General features: G+C 69.6%; 7 protein-coding genes. 5 read left to right on the top strand and 2 right to left on the bottom strand.

Going from position 1 to position 17,221, the window contains the following annotated elements:
* Positions 1-93 precede the first annotated feature (93 nt).
* Positions 94-765: an SGNH/GDSL hydrolase family protein gene (locus tag DDQ50_RS05360; RefSeq protein ID WP_133245914.1), complete on the top strand. Its 672-nt coding sequence runs from the start codon at positions 94-96 to the stop codon at positions 763-765.
* A 1,452-nt stretch (positions 766-2,217) separates the two neighbouring features.
* Here DDQ50_RS05360 and DDQ50_RS05355 read toward each other — a convergent pair.
* Complete coding sequence (locus DDQ50_RS05355) at positions 2,218-3,336, bottom strand: glycosyltransferase (RefSeq protein ID WP_205663574.1); 1,119 nt, start codon at positions 3,334-3,336, stop codon at positions 2,218-2,220.
* 73 nt (positions 3,337-3,409) lie between these two features.
* Here DDQ50_RS05355 and DDQ50_RS05350 point away from each other — a divergent pair, with 73 nt between their 5' ends.
* Positions 3,410-4,789 carry an MATE family efflux transporter gene (locus DDQ50_RS05350; protein ID WP_133245913.1) on the top strand — a complete coding sequence of 460 codons (1,380 nt, stop codon included), beginning with the start codon at positions 3,410-3,412 and terminating at the stop codon, positions 4,787-4,789.
* Here DDQ50_RS05350 and DDQ50_RS05345 read toward each other — a convergent pair.
* Complete coding sequence (locus tag DDQ50_RS05345) at positions 4,758-5,462, bottom strand: CDP-alcohol phosphatidyltransferase family protein (protein ID WP_116755627.1); 705 nt, start codon at positions 5,460-5,462, stop codon at positions 4,758-4,760. The genes DDQ50_RS05350 and DDQ50_RS05345 overlap by 32 nt on opposite strands.
* Positions 5,463-5,785: 323 nt before the next feature.
* Here DDQ50_RS05345 and DDQ50_RS05340 point away from each other — a divergent pair, with 323 nt between their 5' ends.
* From DDQ50_RS05340 to DDQ50_RS05330, 3 genes are all read left to right on the top strand, one after another.
* Positions 5,786-9,256 carry a CBM96 family carbohydrate-binding protein gene (locus DDQ50_RS05340; RefSeq protein WP_133245912.1) on the top strand — a complete coding sequence of 1,157 codons (3,471 nt, stop codon included), beginning with the start codon at positions 5,786-5,788 and terminating at the stop codon, positions 9,254-9,256.
* A gap of 25 nt (positions 9,257-9,281) precedes the next feature.
* On the top strand, positions 9,282-10,742 hold the full coding sequence (locus DDQ50_RS05335; RefSeq protein ID WP_116755625.1) for a glycerophosphodiester phosphodiesterase: 1,461 nt from the start codon (positions 9,282-9,284) through the stop codon (positions 10,740-10,742).
* Between the two features lie 232 nt (positions 10,743-10,974).
* A complete protein-coding gene (locus DDQ50_RS05330) occupies positions 10,975-17,013 on the top strand; it encodes a CBM96 family carbohydrate-binding protein (protein WP_116755624.1) in 6,039 nt (2,012 codons plus the stop codon).
* Positions 17,014-17,221 lie beyond the last annotated feature (208 nt).

Here is a 17,221-nt window from a genome sequence, read left to right as displayed (position 1 = left end):
CTACTGGAGGTTATCGCACCCCCTGTCGGTCGCAGGCGGCGGCGCCCCGCTCGGGGCCCGCCCAAAAAGGGGGACGTGTGCCATCATGACGGGGTGAACGGGGTGGGGTGGGTCTGGGCGCGTTGGCTCGCCCTCGTCGCCATCGCCGCCGTGGCCGTCGTGCTCGTCGCCCTCTCGCTCGCCCCCGTCGCGGGCGCGCCCATCGAGCCGACACCGTCCGCTCGCCCGGACGACGCCGCCCCGCGGGTGGTCGTCATCGGCCAGTCCCCGACCTCCGACCCCGGCGGCTGGCCGGGCCAGCTCGCCAACGCACGCGGCTTCGAGGTCGTCGCGCTGCTGACGAGCGACTCGAGCTATCTGCCCGCGGCCGGATGCTCGGGCGACGCCTGCAGGACGTATGCGGACCTCGTCACCGAGGCGATCGCCCTCGACCCGGACTACGTGGTGGTCGCCGGTGGCGCGAGCGTCGCCGGGGTCGACCAGTCGACCATCCTCAGCATCGTCCGCTCCACGCTCGCGGGCCTCAGGGTCGGTCTGCCCGACGCCACGATCCTCGCCGCCGGTCCGCTCCCCGACGCGGCCGACCAGACCGGGGCGACCTATCTCGACGGCGTCATCCGCCAGGTCACCGCTGATCTGGGCCTCTCCTACGTCAGCCTCAGCGCCCCGCCGGTCGTCCTGGCGCCCGATTCCGCCGTTCCGCCCGCGCTCGACGCCGGCGGCGCCGCCGATGTTGCGTCGCGGGTGGCGGCGGCGCTGCCGTGACCTCACCCGTCGACGCGGTCGCGAACGCCGACGACGCCGCGCCGACCTCGACCGGTCTCGCGGCCGACGGCGCCGGCAACGGGCACGAGTCGCTGCTCTTCGGGCTGCGGCTCGCGATCGTCGCGGTCATCCTGTCCGGCGTGGTGCCCCTCGCGCTCGTCGCCGAGGTTCCGGACACGGGTCGCAGCGCGGCATGGCCGATCACCCTGGTCATCGCCATCTGGTCGGGTCTCCGGCTGTCCGCCCTGATCGCCGACGGCCGCCCACGACTGTTCGACTTCTTCTTCTGGATGTTCTGCTACCTCTTCATGGGGATCGCCCCGACGGTGCAGATCCGCAGCAACCTGATCGCGACCACGACTCCCGACATCGATCCCGGATTCGACCTGCCCGTTGCCCTGTTCGCCGCGCTGGGCATCGCCTGCTACGAGATCGGACGGGTCGTCGCGATCGCGCTCGAGCGCCGTCGCGGCCCCGAGGCCGAGCTCGCGCCCGTCGGAGTGTCCCCCGCTCGTGTCGGGCTGCTCGTCACCTTCGCCGTTCTGTTCTCCGCCTACTTCATCGTCTCGGTCGGACTCGGCCCGCTGCTCGAGAGCCGCGAAGCGGCGGGGGCGGCCCGCGAGGCGCGCTGGGCGGACTCCTCCGTCCGCGGCATCGTCTACTCGCTCGCGATCTATCCGCTCGTCGTCGCGGTCGGCGGGCTCGTGCAGGTGCGGGCCCTCGCCCGCAAGCACCGCTTCATCCTCCTCGCCGTCATCCTCGTGGCCGCAGGCGTCCTGCTCGTCGTCGTCAACCCCCTCGGAACGGCCCGATACAACTTCGCCACGGTGCTCTTCGCCCTCGCTGTCTACGCCGGCGCCACCGCGACCCGCTTCCGCACCAGGATCACGATGATCGCCGCACTGGCCGGCCTGATCTTCCTGTTCCCGATCGCGGACGCCTTTCGGCGCAGCACGGAGGGGAACTTCACCCGGGCGGGCTTCTTCGACGAATACGCCGGCAACGGCGACTACGACGCGTTCTGGCAGATCGCCAACTCGTACTCGTTCATCCTCAGCGGACTGATGGAACCGGGCCGGCAGCTGCTCGGCAGTCTGCTGTTCTGGCTGCCCAGGTCGATCTGGGCCGACAAGCCGAACGATACGGGCGTCGTGCTGGCCCAGTTCCGCGGCTACAACTTCGAGAACCTGTCGGCACCGCTCTGGGCCGAGTTCCTCATCAACGGCGGCATCCCGGCACTCATCATCGGATTCCTCATCGTGGGGTACGCGCTCCGCCGGATGGACTCACGCCTGCTGCCCGCCTTCTCCCAGACGGGCCTCTGGGCCGTCGTCGGGGCGATCTTCCCCGTCTACATGACGATCCTGCTCCGCGGCTCGCTGCTGCAGGCGACCGGTTACGTCGCCGTCGCGGTGGCCAGCCTCCTCTTCATCCGGGCGAGGCGGGCGAAGGTCAGCGGCGGGACGAACCCGCCGCCGAATACGTCTCCGCAAGGGATCGCGCCACCGCAGCCATCGACATCCGCTCCCGCGTCGCCTCGGCCGCCGCGTTTCCCATCGAACGGGTCATGGTGGGATCCGAGATCAAGGCGTCGATCGCGGCGGTGAGCTGCTCGATGCTGTCGTCGACCACGATCCCGCTGCCGGTCTCGGCGACGAACGGGGCGAGTCCGCAGGTGTCGGTGATGACCACGGGCTTGCCGAGCGACATGGCCTCGAGCACGGACATCGGGAACGGCTCGTCGACCGAGGGCAGCACGTAGACCGACGCCCGAGCAAGCCGTCCGACACTGAGTTCGGGAGCGATCGGCCCCTCCCACTCGAGCCGGTCGCCGAGACCGGCAGCGGCGATCGCCGCGGTGACTGCACCACCCTCGCCCTCGTCGGGGCCGACCAGCCGGAAACGCACATCGGGGTGGGCGGGCGCGAGGGCCGCCGCCGCATCGACGAATGCGGTCGGTCGCTTGCGCGGAGCGATGCGGGCCAGGAAGAGGACCTCGAGCTCGCCCGAGGTGGGTCCGGTCCCCGCCGCAGGCTGCTCGGGCACCCCGTTGCCGAGGAACATCAGGTCGAGGTCTCCGCCGCCGACCGCGGCGAGCCCCTCCTTCTCGACGGGCGTGAGGTAGAAGACGGCGGCCGCGTCGCGCAGCACACGTCGTGTCAGGGCCGCATCGAGCGGGGCGGCGAGCGGGTTGCTCGACGGGTCGATCATGCCGTGCGGTTGCAGCACGTAGGGCAGACCGAGCCGTCTTACCAGGTCGGCGGCCGGAAGCGTCACCAGATCTCGTGCGATGTGGATGTGCGCGACGTCGAAATCGTTCCGGTGCTCGCGGATCCAGCGTCGCATTCCCGCTGCCCGCAGCCCCGCGAAGCCGGTTCCGGGAAGCGCCGTCCGGGCGGGGAAGAGGCGGACGGGCACGCCTTCCACATCAGTCGGGAACTCGCCCTCGTAGCCGCGCGCCGCAGCGATGACGACGACCTCGTGGCCCTGCGCCCGCAACGCCGCGGCCTGATTGACGGCGACGCGGACGGGGCCGCCGAAGTCCCCGGTCGGCGTGACGAGGGTCACCACGGAGAGGATCCTCAACCGGACCTCCCCTCTCCGACACCGATTCTATGCGGCGCGGGCAATACACTCGGGGATCATGCGCGGAAGGATCGGCAGGCTCTTCCGACGCGCGATGTCCCGGCCGCTCTTCGTCTCGCAGGGGTTCGCGAGCGCGGCGGGTGCCGGTTCGATGATCTTCGCGGCCGCCTACCTCGATCCGGGAGAGTTCGCCCTCTTCACCCTGATCGCTCTCGCGTCGACCACGCTCGTCGGACTCGTCCGCGCCGCGCTGTACCAGCCCGCGCTCATCGAGCAGAGGAGGGACCCGACCGCGCTCGTACCCTTCCGCTACGCGATCATCGCGTGCGCCGGCGCCGCCGCCGCCCTCGCCGGGGCCGCCGCGGCATTCGGTGTCGTCGACCCGCTCCTCCTCGTCCTCATCGGGGTCAGCGCACTGTTCCCGACCCTGCACGACTGGCTGCGCTTCCGGGCGATCGGAATCGATCGCCGCTGGGAGCCGGCCGTCGCCGACGGCATCAGACTCGCACTCGTCCTCCTCTCGCCCCTCGTACTGATTGCAGCACCGAATGCCGCGATCTATCAGGTATTCCTCGGGCTGAGCACCGCGCTTCCCTTCCTCTACCTGAGGGTGCGCCTGCCCGTGCTCACGGTGTTCGCGCGCTTCGCGGACTATCGCCGAGCCGCCTCGCTCCAGCTCACCGAGTACGTCGTCGGCCAGTTCACCTCGACCGTTCCACTGCTCGTCCTCGGGGTGCTCGGAAGCACGCCTCTGCTGGCGGGGATCCGGCTCGCGCAGACGCTGCTCGGTCCTCTGAATCTCGTGTTCACGGCGAGCACGACGGGCCTCATCGCCGACGGCGCAACCCGCACGACGCACGCCGGCGTCGGCTCGCTGGTATCGCGCGGCAAGGCGGTCAGCCGTCGTCTCGGCTTCCTGTCCATCGGCATCGTGCTCGTGCTCGCGCTCGTGGTCTGGCTGAGCAGGATCGACCTGAACGGCGTCGCGAACACGCCCCTCCTCGCCGGTCTGATCCTGGTCGGCATCTACACGATCGGCTCTCGCGGGGCGACCGTGCACGCGGTTCTCATGCGTCTGCTCGGCCGGCACGAGCTCGCGACGGTGGGCCGCACGGTGCTCGTCGTGGCGTCACTCGTCGCGTTCGCGCTCGGCTATCTGCTCGGCGGCATCGATGCGAGCCTCATCGCGGGCTTCCTCGCCGCGGCGGTCGTCACCCCTCTGGTCTTCTCGATCCCGGGCGAGCGGCTCTACCGCCGTCTGCTGAAAGAGGAGGACGACAGCAGGCTCGAGGCGGAAGCCGCGGCCGAGATCGATGCGCTCGCGCAGTCGCCGACCGGAGCGGACGAACAGGAGCCCACGGACGGCTCCGAGGGACTCGAGAGCGACGACCTCGAGGACGATCCGCCTACTGGCGGCTCAGCTCCCGGAAGGCCTTGACGAGCAGAGCGGCGCCGATCAGCGCGTTGACGATGAAGAGGATCGTGTAGAGCACGAAGTAGAGCGCCGGGATCCCCCAGAACACGAACGAGAAGGCGAGAACGCCGTAGTCGGCGGGCAGCAGTCCCACGGCCCGCACGGTCGACGGCGCGGCCGCGGGAGCACCCGCCGGTGCCTTGTGCTTCAGGACCAGGGCCAGAGTTCCGCCGGCGAACATGACGACCGCGACGAACTGGTAGCCCAGGGGTACCAGGAGCGCTGCGGCATCGAGGTCGGTGAACCGCGCGAACCCGATGAGGACGGCCGCGTGCAGGGCGACCATCTTCCCCGCGTCGACCACGTGGTCGAGCCATTCGCCGGCGGCGGATCCCCCACCGCGCAGGCGCGCCACCTGACCATCGGCGGAGTCGAGCGCGAAGCCGACGACCAGCAGTGCCGCGACGAGGATTCCGCTCCACCAGGTCGGCGGGACGAGTGCGAGGACCGCGATCCCGCCCGCGGTCACGATCGCGGAGACGGCCGTCACCGCGTTCGGCGTGAGGCCCGCGCTATGCGCCAGCGCGGCGAGCACCCGCCCGAAAGGACGGTTGATGTACCGCGAATACAGCGAGACGCCCTTGCTCGACTTCTGGGCAGCACCCAGCGCTCTCAGGGAATCCGTGACGGTAGACATGATCGGAGATTATCCGGAGCGTCGGTATCGGCGCGGCCCGGTCCCGATAATTCACCCCTCTATTGGGTGCAATGCCGCCGCGCCGCCGCCCCGACGGCCGGCGATCGACGGTGTTCGACCGCTCCTCGAGCGCCCCCCATTCTGGGGCCAACGCCCCAACCTTGGGGTGCGCTATGTTGCAGACACCCATTCGTCGTCCTCCGACGTGCGCACCGGGCCGCCCACCCGAAATCGGCGTCCTCATCGCACCCGGATCGTCGTCATCATTCCCGCGGACAAAGGTGCCCTTGCCTTCGTTCGCATACCCGAGGGACAAGGTTTCCATGCGCAAGCCCATTGCGATGACCGCCATCTTCGCGGTCGCCGTCTCGACTTTCGTCGGCATCTCTGCCGCAGCGCCAGCGTCGGCGCTCTCGGCGGGAATCCCGTTCGCAGCAGAAGCATCACCGACCTGGCAGGCCAACAACCTGGCCTACGCGGTCGCGTCCACGGGAGGCGTCGTCGCCGTGGGAGGCAGCTTCACCCGGATCTCGCCGCCGGCCGGAGGCAGTGGAACAGCCCAGAACCGGACGGCTCTCGCCCTGTTCAACGCCGACACCGGTAACCCCACGAGCTGCCAGTTCACGGTCACCGCGTCGAGCGGGACGGCCTCGATCCGCGCGATCACCCCGGCGACGTCGGGCAACGTGCTCTACATCGGCGGCAACTTCACGGCGATCAACGGCACCACGCGCAACCGCCTCGCCGCCATCAACCCCGTGACCTGCACCCTCGTCAGCACGTTCAACCCGAACGTCGGCGGCATGGTGCGCAGCATCTTCCCGGCGCCGAACGGCACCCTCTACTTCGGTGGAGAATTCGGCAGCGTCGCGGGCAGCACCCGGTATCGGGTCGCCGCGGTGAACGCCTCGACCGGCGCACTGACGCCGTTCAACCCGGTTCTGCGCTCGGACGACGTACTCGACCCGAACAATCCCAGGATCACCGTCCTCCCGGTCACCGCGGCACTCGGCTTCGCCCTCTCCCCCGACGGCAGCAACCTCGTGATGGGCGGCGAGTTTGACTACGTCAACGAGACCGACTCGCACGCGCTGGCGGTCCTCGACCCGACGACCGGGGCCCTGAAGAAGAGCTACCCGAAGTACGACCGCGTCGCCAACCCGTCGGGTTTCTTCAACAACAACGACGCGATCAAGACCGTGACCTCCGACGCCAGCGGCTTCTACATCGGAAGCGAAGGTGCCGGCGTCGGCTCATGGGACGGCCGTGCGGCCCTCGACTGGTCGAGCCTCAACCTGCGTTGGAAGGACACCTGCAACGGCGCGACGCAGGACATCCTGCTCTACAACAACGTGCTCTACGGCGCGAGCCACGCACACGACTGCTCCTCGATCGGCGGATGGCAGGGCGACGAGCGTCAGCACTTCACCGCCCAGCCCACCGACGCCGCGAACTTCAACAAGTTCTACGGCTGGTTCCCCGACACCAACGAGGGCACCGGTGAGGGCATCGGACCGCGCGGAATCGACGTGGCCACCGGCAGCTCAGGCAACCGCTGGTTCTGGGCCGTCGGCGAGTTCACCAAGGTGAACGGCGCGAACCAGCAGGCGATCACCCGATTCGGCACGACCGACTCGAACGCACCCGCCGCACCGAGCGCGACGGCGCAGGCGCTCGTCGCCGGTCAGATCCAGATCCGGTTCCGCACCGTCGTCGACTCGGACGACAGCCTGCTCACCTACCGCGTCTACCGGAACGGCTCCTCCACTCCGATGTGGACCGGCACCGCGAGCTCCGTCTTCTGGACGCGGCCCCAGGTGACCGTCGTCGACTCCTCCGTCACAGCGGGGACGAACTACTCCTATCGGGTGACGGCCACCGACGCGACCGGCAACGTGTCGGCCCTGTCGGGCGCCGTATCCGCCACAGCGTCCGCCACCGGCAGCGCCTACGCCTCGGCGGTCCTCGCGAACTCTCCGAGCCTCTACTGGAGGTACGACGAGGCTTCGGGCGCCTGGCTGCAGGACAAGTCGGGTGCGACGACCACCGGCATCAACGGGCTCTACGGCGGCGGTGTGACCCGCTCCCAGAGCGGCGCCATCGCCGGCGACTCCAGCACCTCGGCCACCTTCGACGGCAGCACCGGCTACGTCTGGGAGGACCAGTTCACGCGTGATCCCAGCACCTACACGACCGAGACCTGGTTCCGCACCAGCACCACGCGAGGTGGTGTGCTCATCAGCTACGGCAACCAGCGCCAGTACATCGACACCGGCAACCTGATGCAGAGCTTCACGTTCGATCACCAGGTCTTCATGAGCGACGACGGCCGGCTGAACTACGGCGTCTTCAGCGGGTCGGCCCGGACACTGCAGACGAGCGCCTCCTACAACGACAACCGCTGGCACCACGTCGTCGCCTCCCTCGGCGCGGGTGGGATGCAGTTGTACGTCGACGGCGCTCTCGCCGGGTCGAACGCTCAGGTGACCAGCAACAGTCGCGACTTCAACGGCGTCTGGCATGTCGGCTTCGACGGTGTCGGCAACTCGCGCCGCCCGTTCTGGGCCGTCGCGCCGACGAGCCCGTACTTCGCCGGCTCCATCGACGAGACCGCCGTGTACCCGACGCAGCTCAGCGCAGCCCAGGTCGCGAACCACTACGCGGTCGGCAGCGGCGGGAGCGTCGCACCCGACACCGTCGCACCGACCACGCCGGGCACACCCACGGCGACCGTCACCGGCAGCTCGGTGGCGCTCGGGTGGACGGCGTCGACCGACGCGGTCGGAGTCACCGGCTACCGGGTCTACCGGGGAACCACCACCGGCTTCACGCCGACGGCCGGCAACCTCATCGGAACCGTCACGACCAACTCGTACACCGACAGCGGCGTCGCCGCGGGCACCTGGTTCTACAAGGTGGTCGCGTTCGACGGGGCGAACAACTCGAGCAGCGCCTCGGGCTCGGGCACGGCGACCGTCGCCCAGGCCGCCGACAGCACCGCTCCGTCGGTGCCGGGATCGGTCACGGCGAGCGCAGCGGGCAGCACGGTGAATGTGGGCTGGGCTGCGGCGACGGACAACGTCGGGGTGACCGGATACCAGGTGCACCGGGGAACGTCCGCCGGCTTCACGACCTCGGCCGGCTCTCTGGTCGGTACCGTGACCGGCACGACGTTCGCCAACACGGGACTCGCAGCGGGTACCTATTACTACAAGGTGATCGCGGTCGACGCGGCCGGCAATGCGAGCGCGGCATCCGCTGCGGCGAGCGCCACGGTGGCCGGCGGCGGCGGGTCGACGACCACGCAGACCGTCGCCCCCATCGAGGACACGATGGTCGCCTCGAACAACGCGGCGTTCGTCTACGGCGGCACCAACCAGCTGTCGTCACGCGGCACGGTCCCGCTCGAGAGCTACCTGAAGTTCGCTCTCCCGTCGCTGCCCGCCGGCGCCACCCTCACCGGGGCCACGCTGACGGTCCGCACCTCCGACGACGGCACCGCCGCGTCCGCGGACAGTCACCTCATCCGACTGCTGAACGGCAGCTGGTCCGAGGCGAGCACGACGTGGAACAACCGTCCGACGGGCCTCGGCGCGACGGTCGGGACGATCACCGGTGCGACCTCCCTCAACACGGCGTACAACGTGCAGCTGGACCCCGCCCAGCTGGCGGGTCTGCTGGGAACCACCGCGTCGGTCGCCATCACGAGCACCGGCGGCGATAACATCCGCATCTGGTCGAAGGAGGCCTCGGCGACGTACCGTCCGTCGCTGACCCTCACCTTCACCCAGTAATACGACACGAGGAACGGGGCGACCGATGGCACAGCGACCGTCGGCGTCCCGTTCCGCGTTCTCGCGCCGCGGCTTCCTCCTGATCGGCGGCAGCACCCTTCTGCTCGCGGCCTGCGCGCCGACGCCAGCGCCTCCTCGGCCCAGCCCTACCGCGGCGTCGCCCACTCCTCCGCCGGCCCCGACGGGCGGGCCCTACACGATCGACTCCCTGCTCGAGACCTCGCCCTTCTTCATCGCGCACCGCGGATCCGGCGACAACTGGGTCGAGCACACCTACGACGCGTACGCCAACTCCGTCATCGCCGGCGCGAAGGCGATCGAAGTCTCGGTGAGCCGCACGAGCGACGGCGTCTTCGTGTGCCACCACGACAAGAACCTGGCCCGACTCACCGGGGTCGACCTCGACATCGGCGATGCGACCTGGGAGCAGCTGTCGACGCTGCAGAACGACGCCCGCCCGTGGCTCGGGCCTCTGGCGGCACTGCAGCCCATCCCCCGGCTCGACGACGTTCTCGCGGCGTTCGCGAGCACGCACGTCATCTTCCTCGAGGACAAGCAGGGCACGAACACCGCCGAGCTGCTCGATCTGATGGAGCAGTGGGACCCCGACCACATCCGCTTCGTCTGGAAGCAGTGGGCCGGCGCACAGCAGTACCAGGCCGTTGCGAAGCGCGGATTCCGTACCTGGGGCTACTTCACCCCCGACAGTCTCGGCCGGCTCGCGGAGCTGGCTCCGCGGTTCGACATGCTGGGCATCCCCGTCGACGCGAGCGACGCCGACATGAGCGCATTCGCGGCGATCGGCAAGCCCGTCATCGCCTGGGAGGTGCGCCGCCGATCGCAACGGGACCGACTGGTGTCCCTCGGCGTCGTCGGAATGATGTGCGCTGACATCCCCTACCTCTTCACGGAGGAGCCCGCTTCCGACGCGGATGCGTTCGCGTCCGGTCTCAGGTCGGCGGGAGACCTGCCGGATGTCATCGGCTCGGACTGGTCGCAGCAGCCGTACATCGATCCCGCTTCGGCGACGCTGCGCATGAGTCCCGGTCAGACCGCCACCTACGTGCTGGGTTCCCTCAGCCCCGCGGCAGCGGATGCGACCAAGGTCTCGCTCGAGCTGCGCTGGCCCGATGCCGGTCCGTCCGGCGGTGCCGCGGCGGGATTCTCGTTCGGCGCCGGCGACGACAACCCGCGCCCGGCGGGCTCTCCCGACGCGGTCACCGTGCTGGTCGGCGCCTCCGGCACCGTCTCCGTCGCGCAGGGCGGCAGAACCCTCGCCGCACTCGAGTCCTCCGCTCCCCGCGCGGGTGAGTGGATCGGCCTCACCGTGGCACTCTTCGGAGGCGGCGCGACGCTCACGCGGGACAGCGACAGCTCGAAGTCCGTGACCGCGCCAGGAATCGCGAGCGAACTCGGTTACGTCAGCCTCCTGCGCTCCGCCCCCTCCGATCCGGCCGTCGAGTTCCGACGCGTGTCGGTCGTCTAGGACACCTGTCGACAAAGTCTGCTTGACCAGGGGAAAAGCCGACCGGGGCGGCCCCGAGCGGGTGCCCCCCTACTGGGGACAGACGGGGGGTACCCCGTCCCAGTAGCCTCGGACACGGAATACCAGCGGTACCCCATGCGCCTCACCCCGGCGCACCGCGGAATCCCACCCCACCCGACACCCGCACCGCGCGTTGTTACCCGCGCCGTGCATACCCGAGGGACTTAGTAACGTGCGCAAATTCACTGGCCTCGCTCTGGCGACCACAGTCCTGGCAGGCCTCCTCGTGGCCATGCCTCTCACATCGGCCTCCGCTCTCTCGGAGGGTGTCGACTTCAGTGCTGACGACCTCTCCACCTGGCAGACCGACAACACCGCGTGGGCCATCGGCGCCACCAAGGGTGTCGTCATCGCCGGCGGAAGCTTCACCACCATCCGGCCGCCGGACTCGCAGGGCGGCGCCGCCCGTCCGCAGGCCGCTCTCGCCATCTTCGACGCCGCGACCGGCGCCCCGACGAACTGCCAGTTCACGGTCGCGATGCCGAGCGCGTCGCCCTCCGTGCGCTCCATCGCGGTCTCGCCCGACGGCAACTCGGTCTACATCGCGGGCAACTTCACCTCGGTGAACGGGGTGTCGATGCAGCGCGTGGCCAAGATCGACCCGATCGCGTGCACGCTCGACACGAACTTCAAGGTCGCCAGCCCCTCCGCCATCGTGTGGGGCGTCACGGCCACGAACTCGGCCGTCTACCTTGCCGGCCAGTTCACCTCCCTCGGAAGCACGACCCGCAACCGGTTCGCCGCGGTGAACCCCGCGACCGGCGCCACCCTCGACTGGAACCCGAACGCGAACGGCATCGGCCGCGCCGTGCAGGTCTCGCCCGACGGAACGCGCGTCGCGATCGGTGGGGAGTTCACCGCTCTCGCCGGCGCCGACAACGCCTACTCGTTCGCGATCGTCGACGCCGTCTCCGGCGCTCCGGTACGCACCTGGCCGAAGTCGTTCATCATCTCCGACGCGCAGGCCGGCCAGATCTCCGAGCTCGGTATCCCCGTCACCTCGTGGACCCACGTCTTCGCCTCGAACAGCACCACCCTGTTCGTCGGCAACGAGGGAACCGGCGGACACGTCTTCGACGGCCGCTTCGCGATCGACTGGAACAGCTACGACCAGGTCTGGCGCGACGGCTGCTTCGGCGCCACCCAGGCGCTCGCCGTCTACAACAACGCGCTCTACGCGGGACACCACACCCACGACTGCACCGACCTCGGCACCTACCAGGACGGCTCGCGCCACTACTTCACCGCGCAGTCGACGACCACGGGCGAGCAGTTCGGCTGGTTCCCGCAGGCCAACGACGGATGGGGCGAGGGCATCGGCCCGCGCGCACTGACCGTCGCCACCGCCTCCAACGGGGCCAAGTACCTCTGGGCCGCCGGCGAGTTCACCCGCATCAACGGCGTCCTGCAGAACGGTCTGACCCGATTCGGCACGACCGACAGCGGAACCATCCCCACGCCTGTCGCCACGGCGACCTCGGCCGTCGCCGGTCAGGTGCGAATCAGCTTCCGCACCGTCGTCGACGAGGATGACGACGTCCTGACCTACAAGGTCTACCGCGACAGCTCGGCGACCCCGTTCTGGACCGGAACCGCGAAGTCCCTCTGGTGGACCCGCCCCGGCGTGACGGTCGTCGACTCCGGAGTCGCCCCCGGCACCACCCACACCTACCGCGTGACCGCGGAGGACAGCGTTCGCGTCTCCCCCCTCTCCACCCGGGTGAGCGTCACCGTCGCCACCACCAGCAACGCCTACGCAGCGGCCGTCCTGGCCGACTCACCGCAGACGTTCTGGCGCTACGACACCACGAACACGATCGTCGACGACTCCGCCGGCCCCTCGACCACCGGTCGTGTCGGCCAGCTGATGGACGGGGCCACCACGACCTCGACCGGCGCGATCGCCGGCAGCGGCTCGGCCACCTTCGACGGCTCGAACGACTACATGTGGGACGACAAGTACGAGACACGTCCCGACGTCTTCACCGTCGAGAGCTGGATCAACACCACCACGACCAGCGGCGGCAAGATCATCGGCTTCGGCAACGGACGCCCGCGCACCGACAACAGCCAGCAGGTCGGCAGCGGCAACTACGACAACCACGTCTACATGGACAACTCGGGTCGCCTGACCTTCGGCGTCTACAAGGGCGGCACGCAGACGATCCGCACCTCGAAGTCCTACAACGACGGCCAATGGCACCACGTCGCCGCGACCATGGACGGGACCGGCATGAAGTTCTATGTCGACGGTGTCCTCGTCGGACGCAACGGCACCACGTCGGGCGACTCCTACAAGGGCGTCTGGCGGGTCGGTGGCGACAGCATCGGCGGATGGCCGAACCAGCCCTCCAGCTCGTTCTTCGCCGGCTCGATCGATGAGACCGCCATCTACGACAAGGCTCTGAACGCCCAGCAGGTCGCCGCGCACTACACGGCTGGCGGCGGAACCCCCGACGTCAACACCGTCCCGAGCGACAGCTACGGCGCGGCCGTCTTCAACGACGACCCGAACCTGTTCTGGCGCCTCAACGAGACGTCCGGATCGGTCGCGGCCGACTCGACGTTCGCCAAGGCGAACCCGGGCACCGTCGGACCGCAGGTCCAGATGGGACGCACGGGAGCCGTGCAGAACTCGTCGGCCTTCGAGACCAACGGTTCGCAGAACTCCACGGTCACCAGCCCCCAGGCCGGACGCGTCGGAGCCTTCGCGGCCGAGCTGTGGTTCAGCAGCACCACGAACCGCGGCGGCAAGCTGATCGGTTGGGAGAACCAGCCGACCGGCAGCAGCAGCGGCTACGACAAGCAGGTCTACCTGAGCAACGACGGCCGACTCACCTTCGGTGTGTACAACGGCTCCGTCCAGGCGATCCAGACCCCGCGTTCCTACAACGACGGCGCGTGGCACCACGTGGTCGCCACGCAGGACGCCCAGGGAATGCGCTTCTACGTCGACGGGATCCTCATCGGAACCAACCCGACGACGCAGAGCGAGACCTTCTCCGGCTACTGGCGCATCGGCGGCGGCAACATCTCCGGATGGCCGAACCGCCCCTCCTCCGACTACGTCTCGGCGAAGTTCGATGAGGTCGCCGTCTACAGCCAGTCGCTGACGGCCGAGCAGGTCGCCCGCCACTACGCGATCGGCGTCTCCGACGTGGCCGCCCCCTCGGGTGTCGCCCCGCTGAGCGCGACCGTCGCCGACGGCACCGTGTCGCTCGCCTGGACCGCGGCGACCGACGATCACGCGATCGCCGGCTACCGCGTCTACCGCGGGAGCAGCGCCGACTTCACGGCCGACGCCAGCACCCTCATCGGGCAGACGACGACCGAGCTGGTCTACGCCGACACCCCCGCCACCCTGGGCACCTACTACTACAAGGTGCTCGCGGTCGACGCGGCAGGCAACGCCGGACCGGCGGCTTCGGCGGAGGCCGTCGTCACCGACACGAGCGCACCGGCGGTTCCCGCCGGAGTGACCGCGGCTGCGGGAACGACGAGCGTGAACCTGGCATGGACGGCCTCGGCCGACAACGTCGCGACGACGGGCTACACCGTCTACCGCGGCAGCTCGAGCGACTTCGTCGCCGACGCGTCGACCGTGATCGCCCAGACCACGACCGCCAGCTACCTCGACGGCTCGCTCGCACCGGGCACCTACTACTACCGGGTCACGGCGTCCGACGCCGCCGGCAACGTGAGTGCCGCGAGCAGCACCGTCTCGGCTGAGATCGTCGCCGACACGACCGCCCCGACCGTTCCCGCGAACCTGACCGCGACAGCGGGCACGTCGAGCGTGAACCTGGCCTGGTCGGCGTCGAACGACACCTTCGGTACGACGGGCTACACCGTCTACCGCGGCAGCTCGAGCAGCTTCGTCGCCGACCAGTCGACCGTGATCGCCCAGACCGCGACCACCGGCTACGTCGACAGCGGGCTCGCACCGGGCACCTACTACTACCGGGTCACGGCGTCCGACGCCGCCGGCAACGTGAGTGCCTCGAGCAGTGCGGTGTCCGCCCAGATCCAGCAGCCGGCTGTCGAGCCCGTCACGGTGACCCTGTCGCCGACCTCGGACACGATGGTGGCGCAGGTCAACGCGAACGGTGTCTACGGCACGACGAACCAGCTGTCGGCCCGCGGCACGACTCCCATCGAGTCGTACCTCGCCTTCACGCTGCCGTCGGCTCCGGCCGGCACCACGCTGACCGGTGCCTCGCTCCGCCTGCGCACCTCCTCGGATGCCACCTCGGCTTCGACGGATGCGCAGAACGTGCGACTGCTCACGGGCAGCTGGTCGGATGACAGCACCTGGAACACCCGCCCCACGGGTCTCGGCGCGCAGATCGGTTCGATCGCCGGCGTCCCCGCGATGAACACCACCTACAACGTGGCGCTCGACGCGACGGCACTGCGCTCGCTCACCGGCAGCACCTCGATCGCTCTGACGGCGACCGGATCGGACAACTCCCGCTTCTGGTCGAACGAGCAGACGAACGCGGCGTACCGTCCGCAGCTGACGCTCACCTACTCGCCCACCACGACGACTCCCCCGGTCGCTGACACCACGGCACCCACGGTGCCCGCGGGTCTGACCGGTGTCGCCGGCGCGACGAGTGCCGCTCTCAGCTGGACCGCGTCGACCGACGCGACCGGTGTGACGGGCTACAGCGTCTACCGTGGAACGACTGCCGGCTTCACCGCTGACAGCTCGTCGAAGATCGCCGACGTGACCGGCACGACGTACACCGACCAGGGCCTGGCCCTCGGCACGTACTTCTACAAGGTCGACGCCGTCGACGCCGCGGGCAACCGCAGCGCCGCCAGCGCCGCGTCGTCGGTCACCATCGCCGCCCCCGCCGCCGAGCCGGTCATCGTGACCCTCTCGCCGTCGCAGGACACGATGGCCGCCCAGGTGAACCCGAACAACCCGTACGGCGCCACCAACCAGCTGTCCTCGCGTGGCGGTTCGAGCGCGATCGAGTCCTACCTCGACTTCGCTCTGCCCGCCACCCCGGCCGGAACGACGCTGACCAAGGCGACGCTCCAGCTCCGGTCCTCCTCGGATGCGACGGCGACGTCGACCGAAGCACAGGTCGTGCGCTCGCTCACCGGATCGTGGTCGGAAGCGACCACCACGTGGACGAACCGCCCGACGGGTGTCGGCGCCGAGCTGGGACGCTTCAACTCGGTCCCCGCCCTGAACACGAACTACACGGCTGATCTGAACCCCGCAGGTCTCGCGACCTCGGGCACCGTGTCGCTCGCGCTCACCGGTACCGGTACGGACAACGCGCGCTTCTGGTCGAAGGAGCAGACGAACGCGGCGTTCCGCCCCGTCCTGACGCTCACCTACACGCCGACCAGCGGAACGACGCCGACCCCGGTCGCCGACACCACGGCGCCCACGGTCCCGGCCTCGGTCGCGGCATCGGCGAGCGGACAGAACGTGTCCGTCAGCTGGGCTGCCGCGAGCGACGCGGTCGGAGTCACCTCCTACGCGGTCTACCGCGGAACGACCAGTGACTTCGCCGCCGACGGTTCGTCGAAGATCGCCGATGTGAACGGAACCTCGTACACCGACTCGGCACGTCCGGCCGGAACCTGGTTCTACCGCGTCGACGCGGCCGACGCCGCGGGCAACCGCAGCGCCGCGAGCGGCTCGGCCTCGGCGACGGTGGCGGCGACGCCTCCGGCGACCGGTGGACAGACGGTCACCGTGCAGGTCTCGGAGGACTCGATGGTCGCCGCGGTCAACGCGAACAACCCGTACGGGCTGACGAACCAGATCTCGTCGAGGGGCCCCGCGAGCGGTTCGGCGATCGAGTCCTACCTGAAGGTGGCGCTGCCCGCAGCTCCGGCCGGAACGACTCTGACCGGCGCGACCCTGCAGGTCCGCACCTCGGATGACGCCTCTGCGGCTTCGGCCGACGAGCACGTCGTATCGCTCCTCTCGGGCGACTGGGCGGAGAACACGGTCACCTGGACCAACCGTCCGACCGGGATCGGCGTCCGCCTCGGCGCCCTGACCGGTGCGACCGCGCTGAACACCAACTACACGGTGCAGCTCGACGCGGCCGCCCTGCAGGGTCTGCTCGGCACCACCGCTTCGTTCGCTCTGACCAGCACCGGCACCGACAACGTGCGCCTCTGGTCGAACAACGCAGCGAACGCCGCGTACCGCCCGACCCTGGTCCTCACCTTCGGCTAGGCACACAGCAACAAGGAGTGAGGCGCTTCCCGAAGGGGAGGCGCCTCACTCCTTTTCTGTATGCGCGACGTGGATATTCCGGACAGAACCGCACGTTCCGGCATACGAAAATGTCCGGAGTGCGTCCCTCCACCAGACCTGGGCGTTCCGGGCAAACGCGCACGTTCCGGCCGGCCCCGCCTGCCGGAACGTGCGCGCAGCCGCTCGT

The organism is Amnibacterium flavum (genome assembly GCF_003097495.1).
GTDB classification, from domain to species: domain Bacteria; phylum Actinomycetota; class Actinomycetes; order Actinomycetales; family Microbacteriaceae; genus Naasia; species Naasia flava.
The sequence above is the reverse complement of the archived record's forward strand: the minus strand, read 5'-3'. Positions and strand labels throughout refer to the sequence as shown.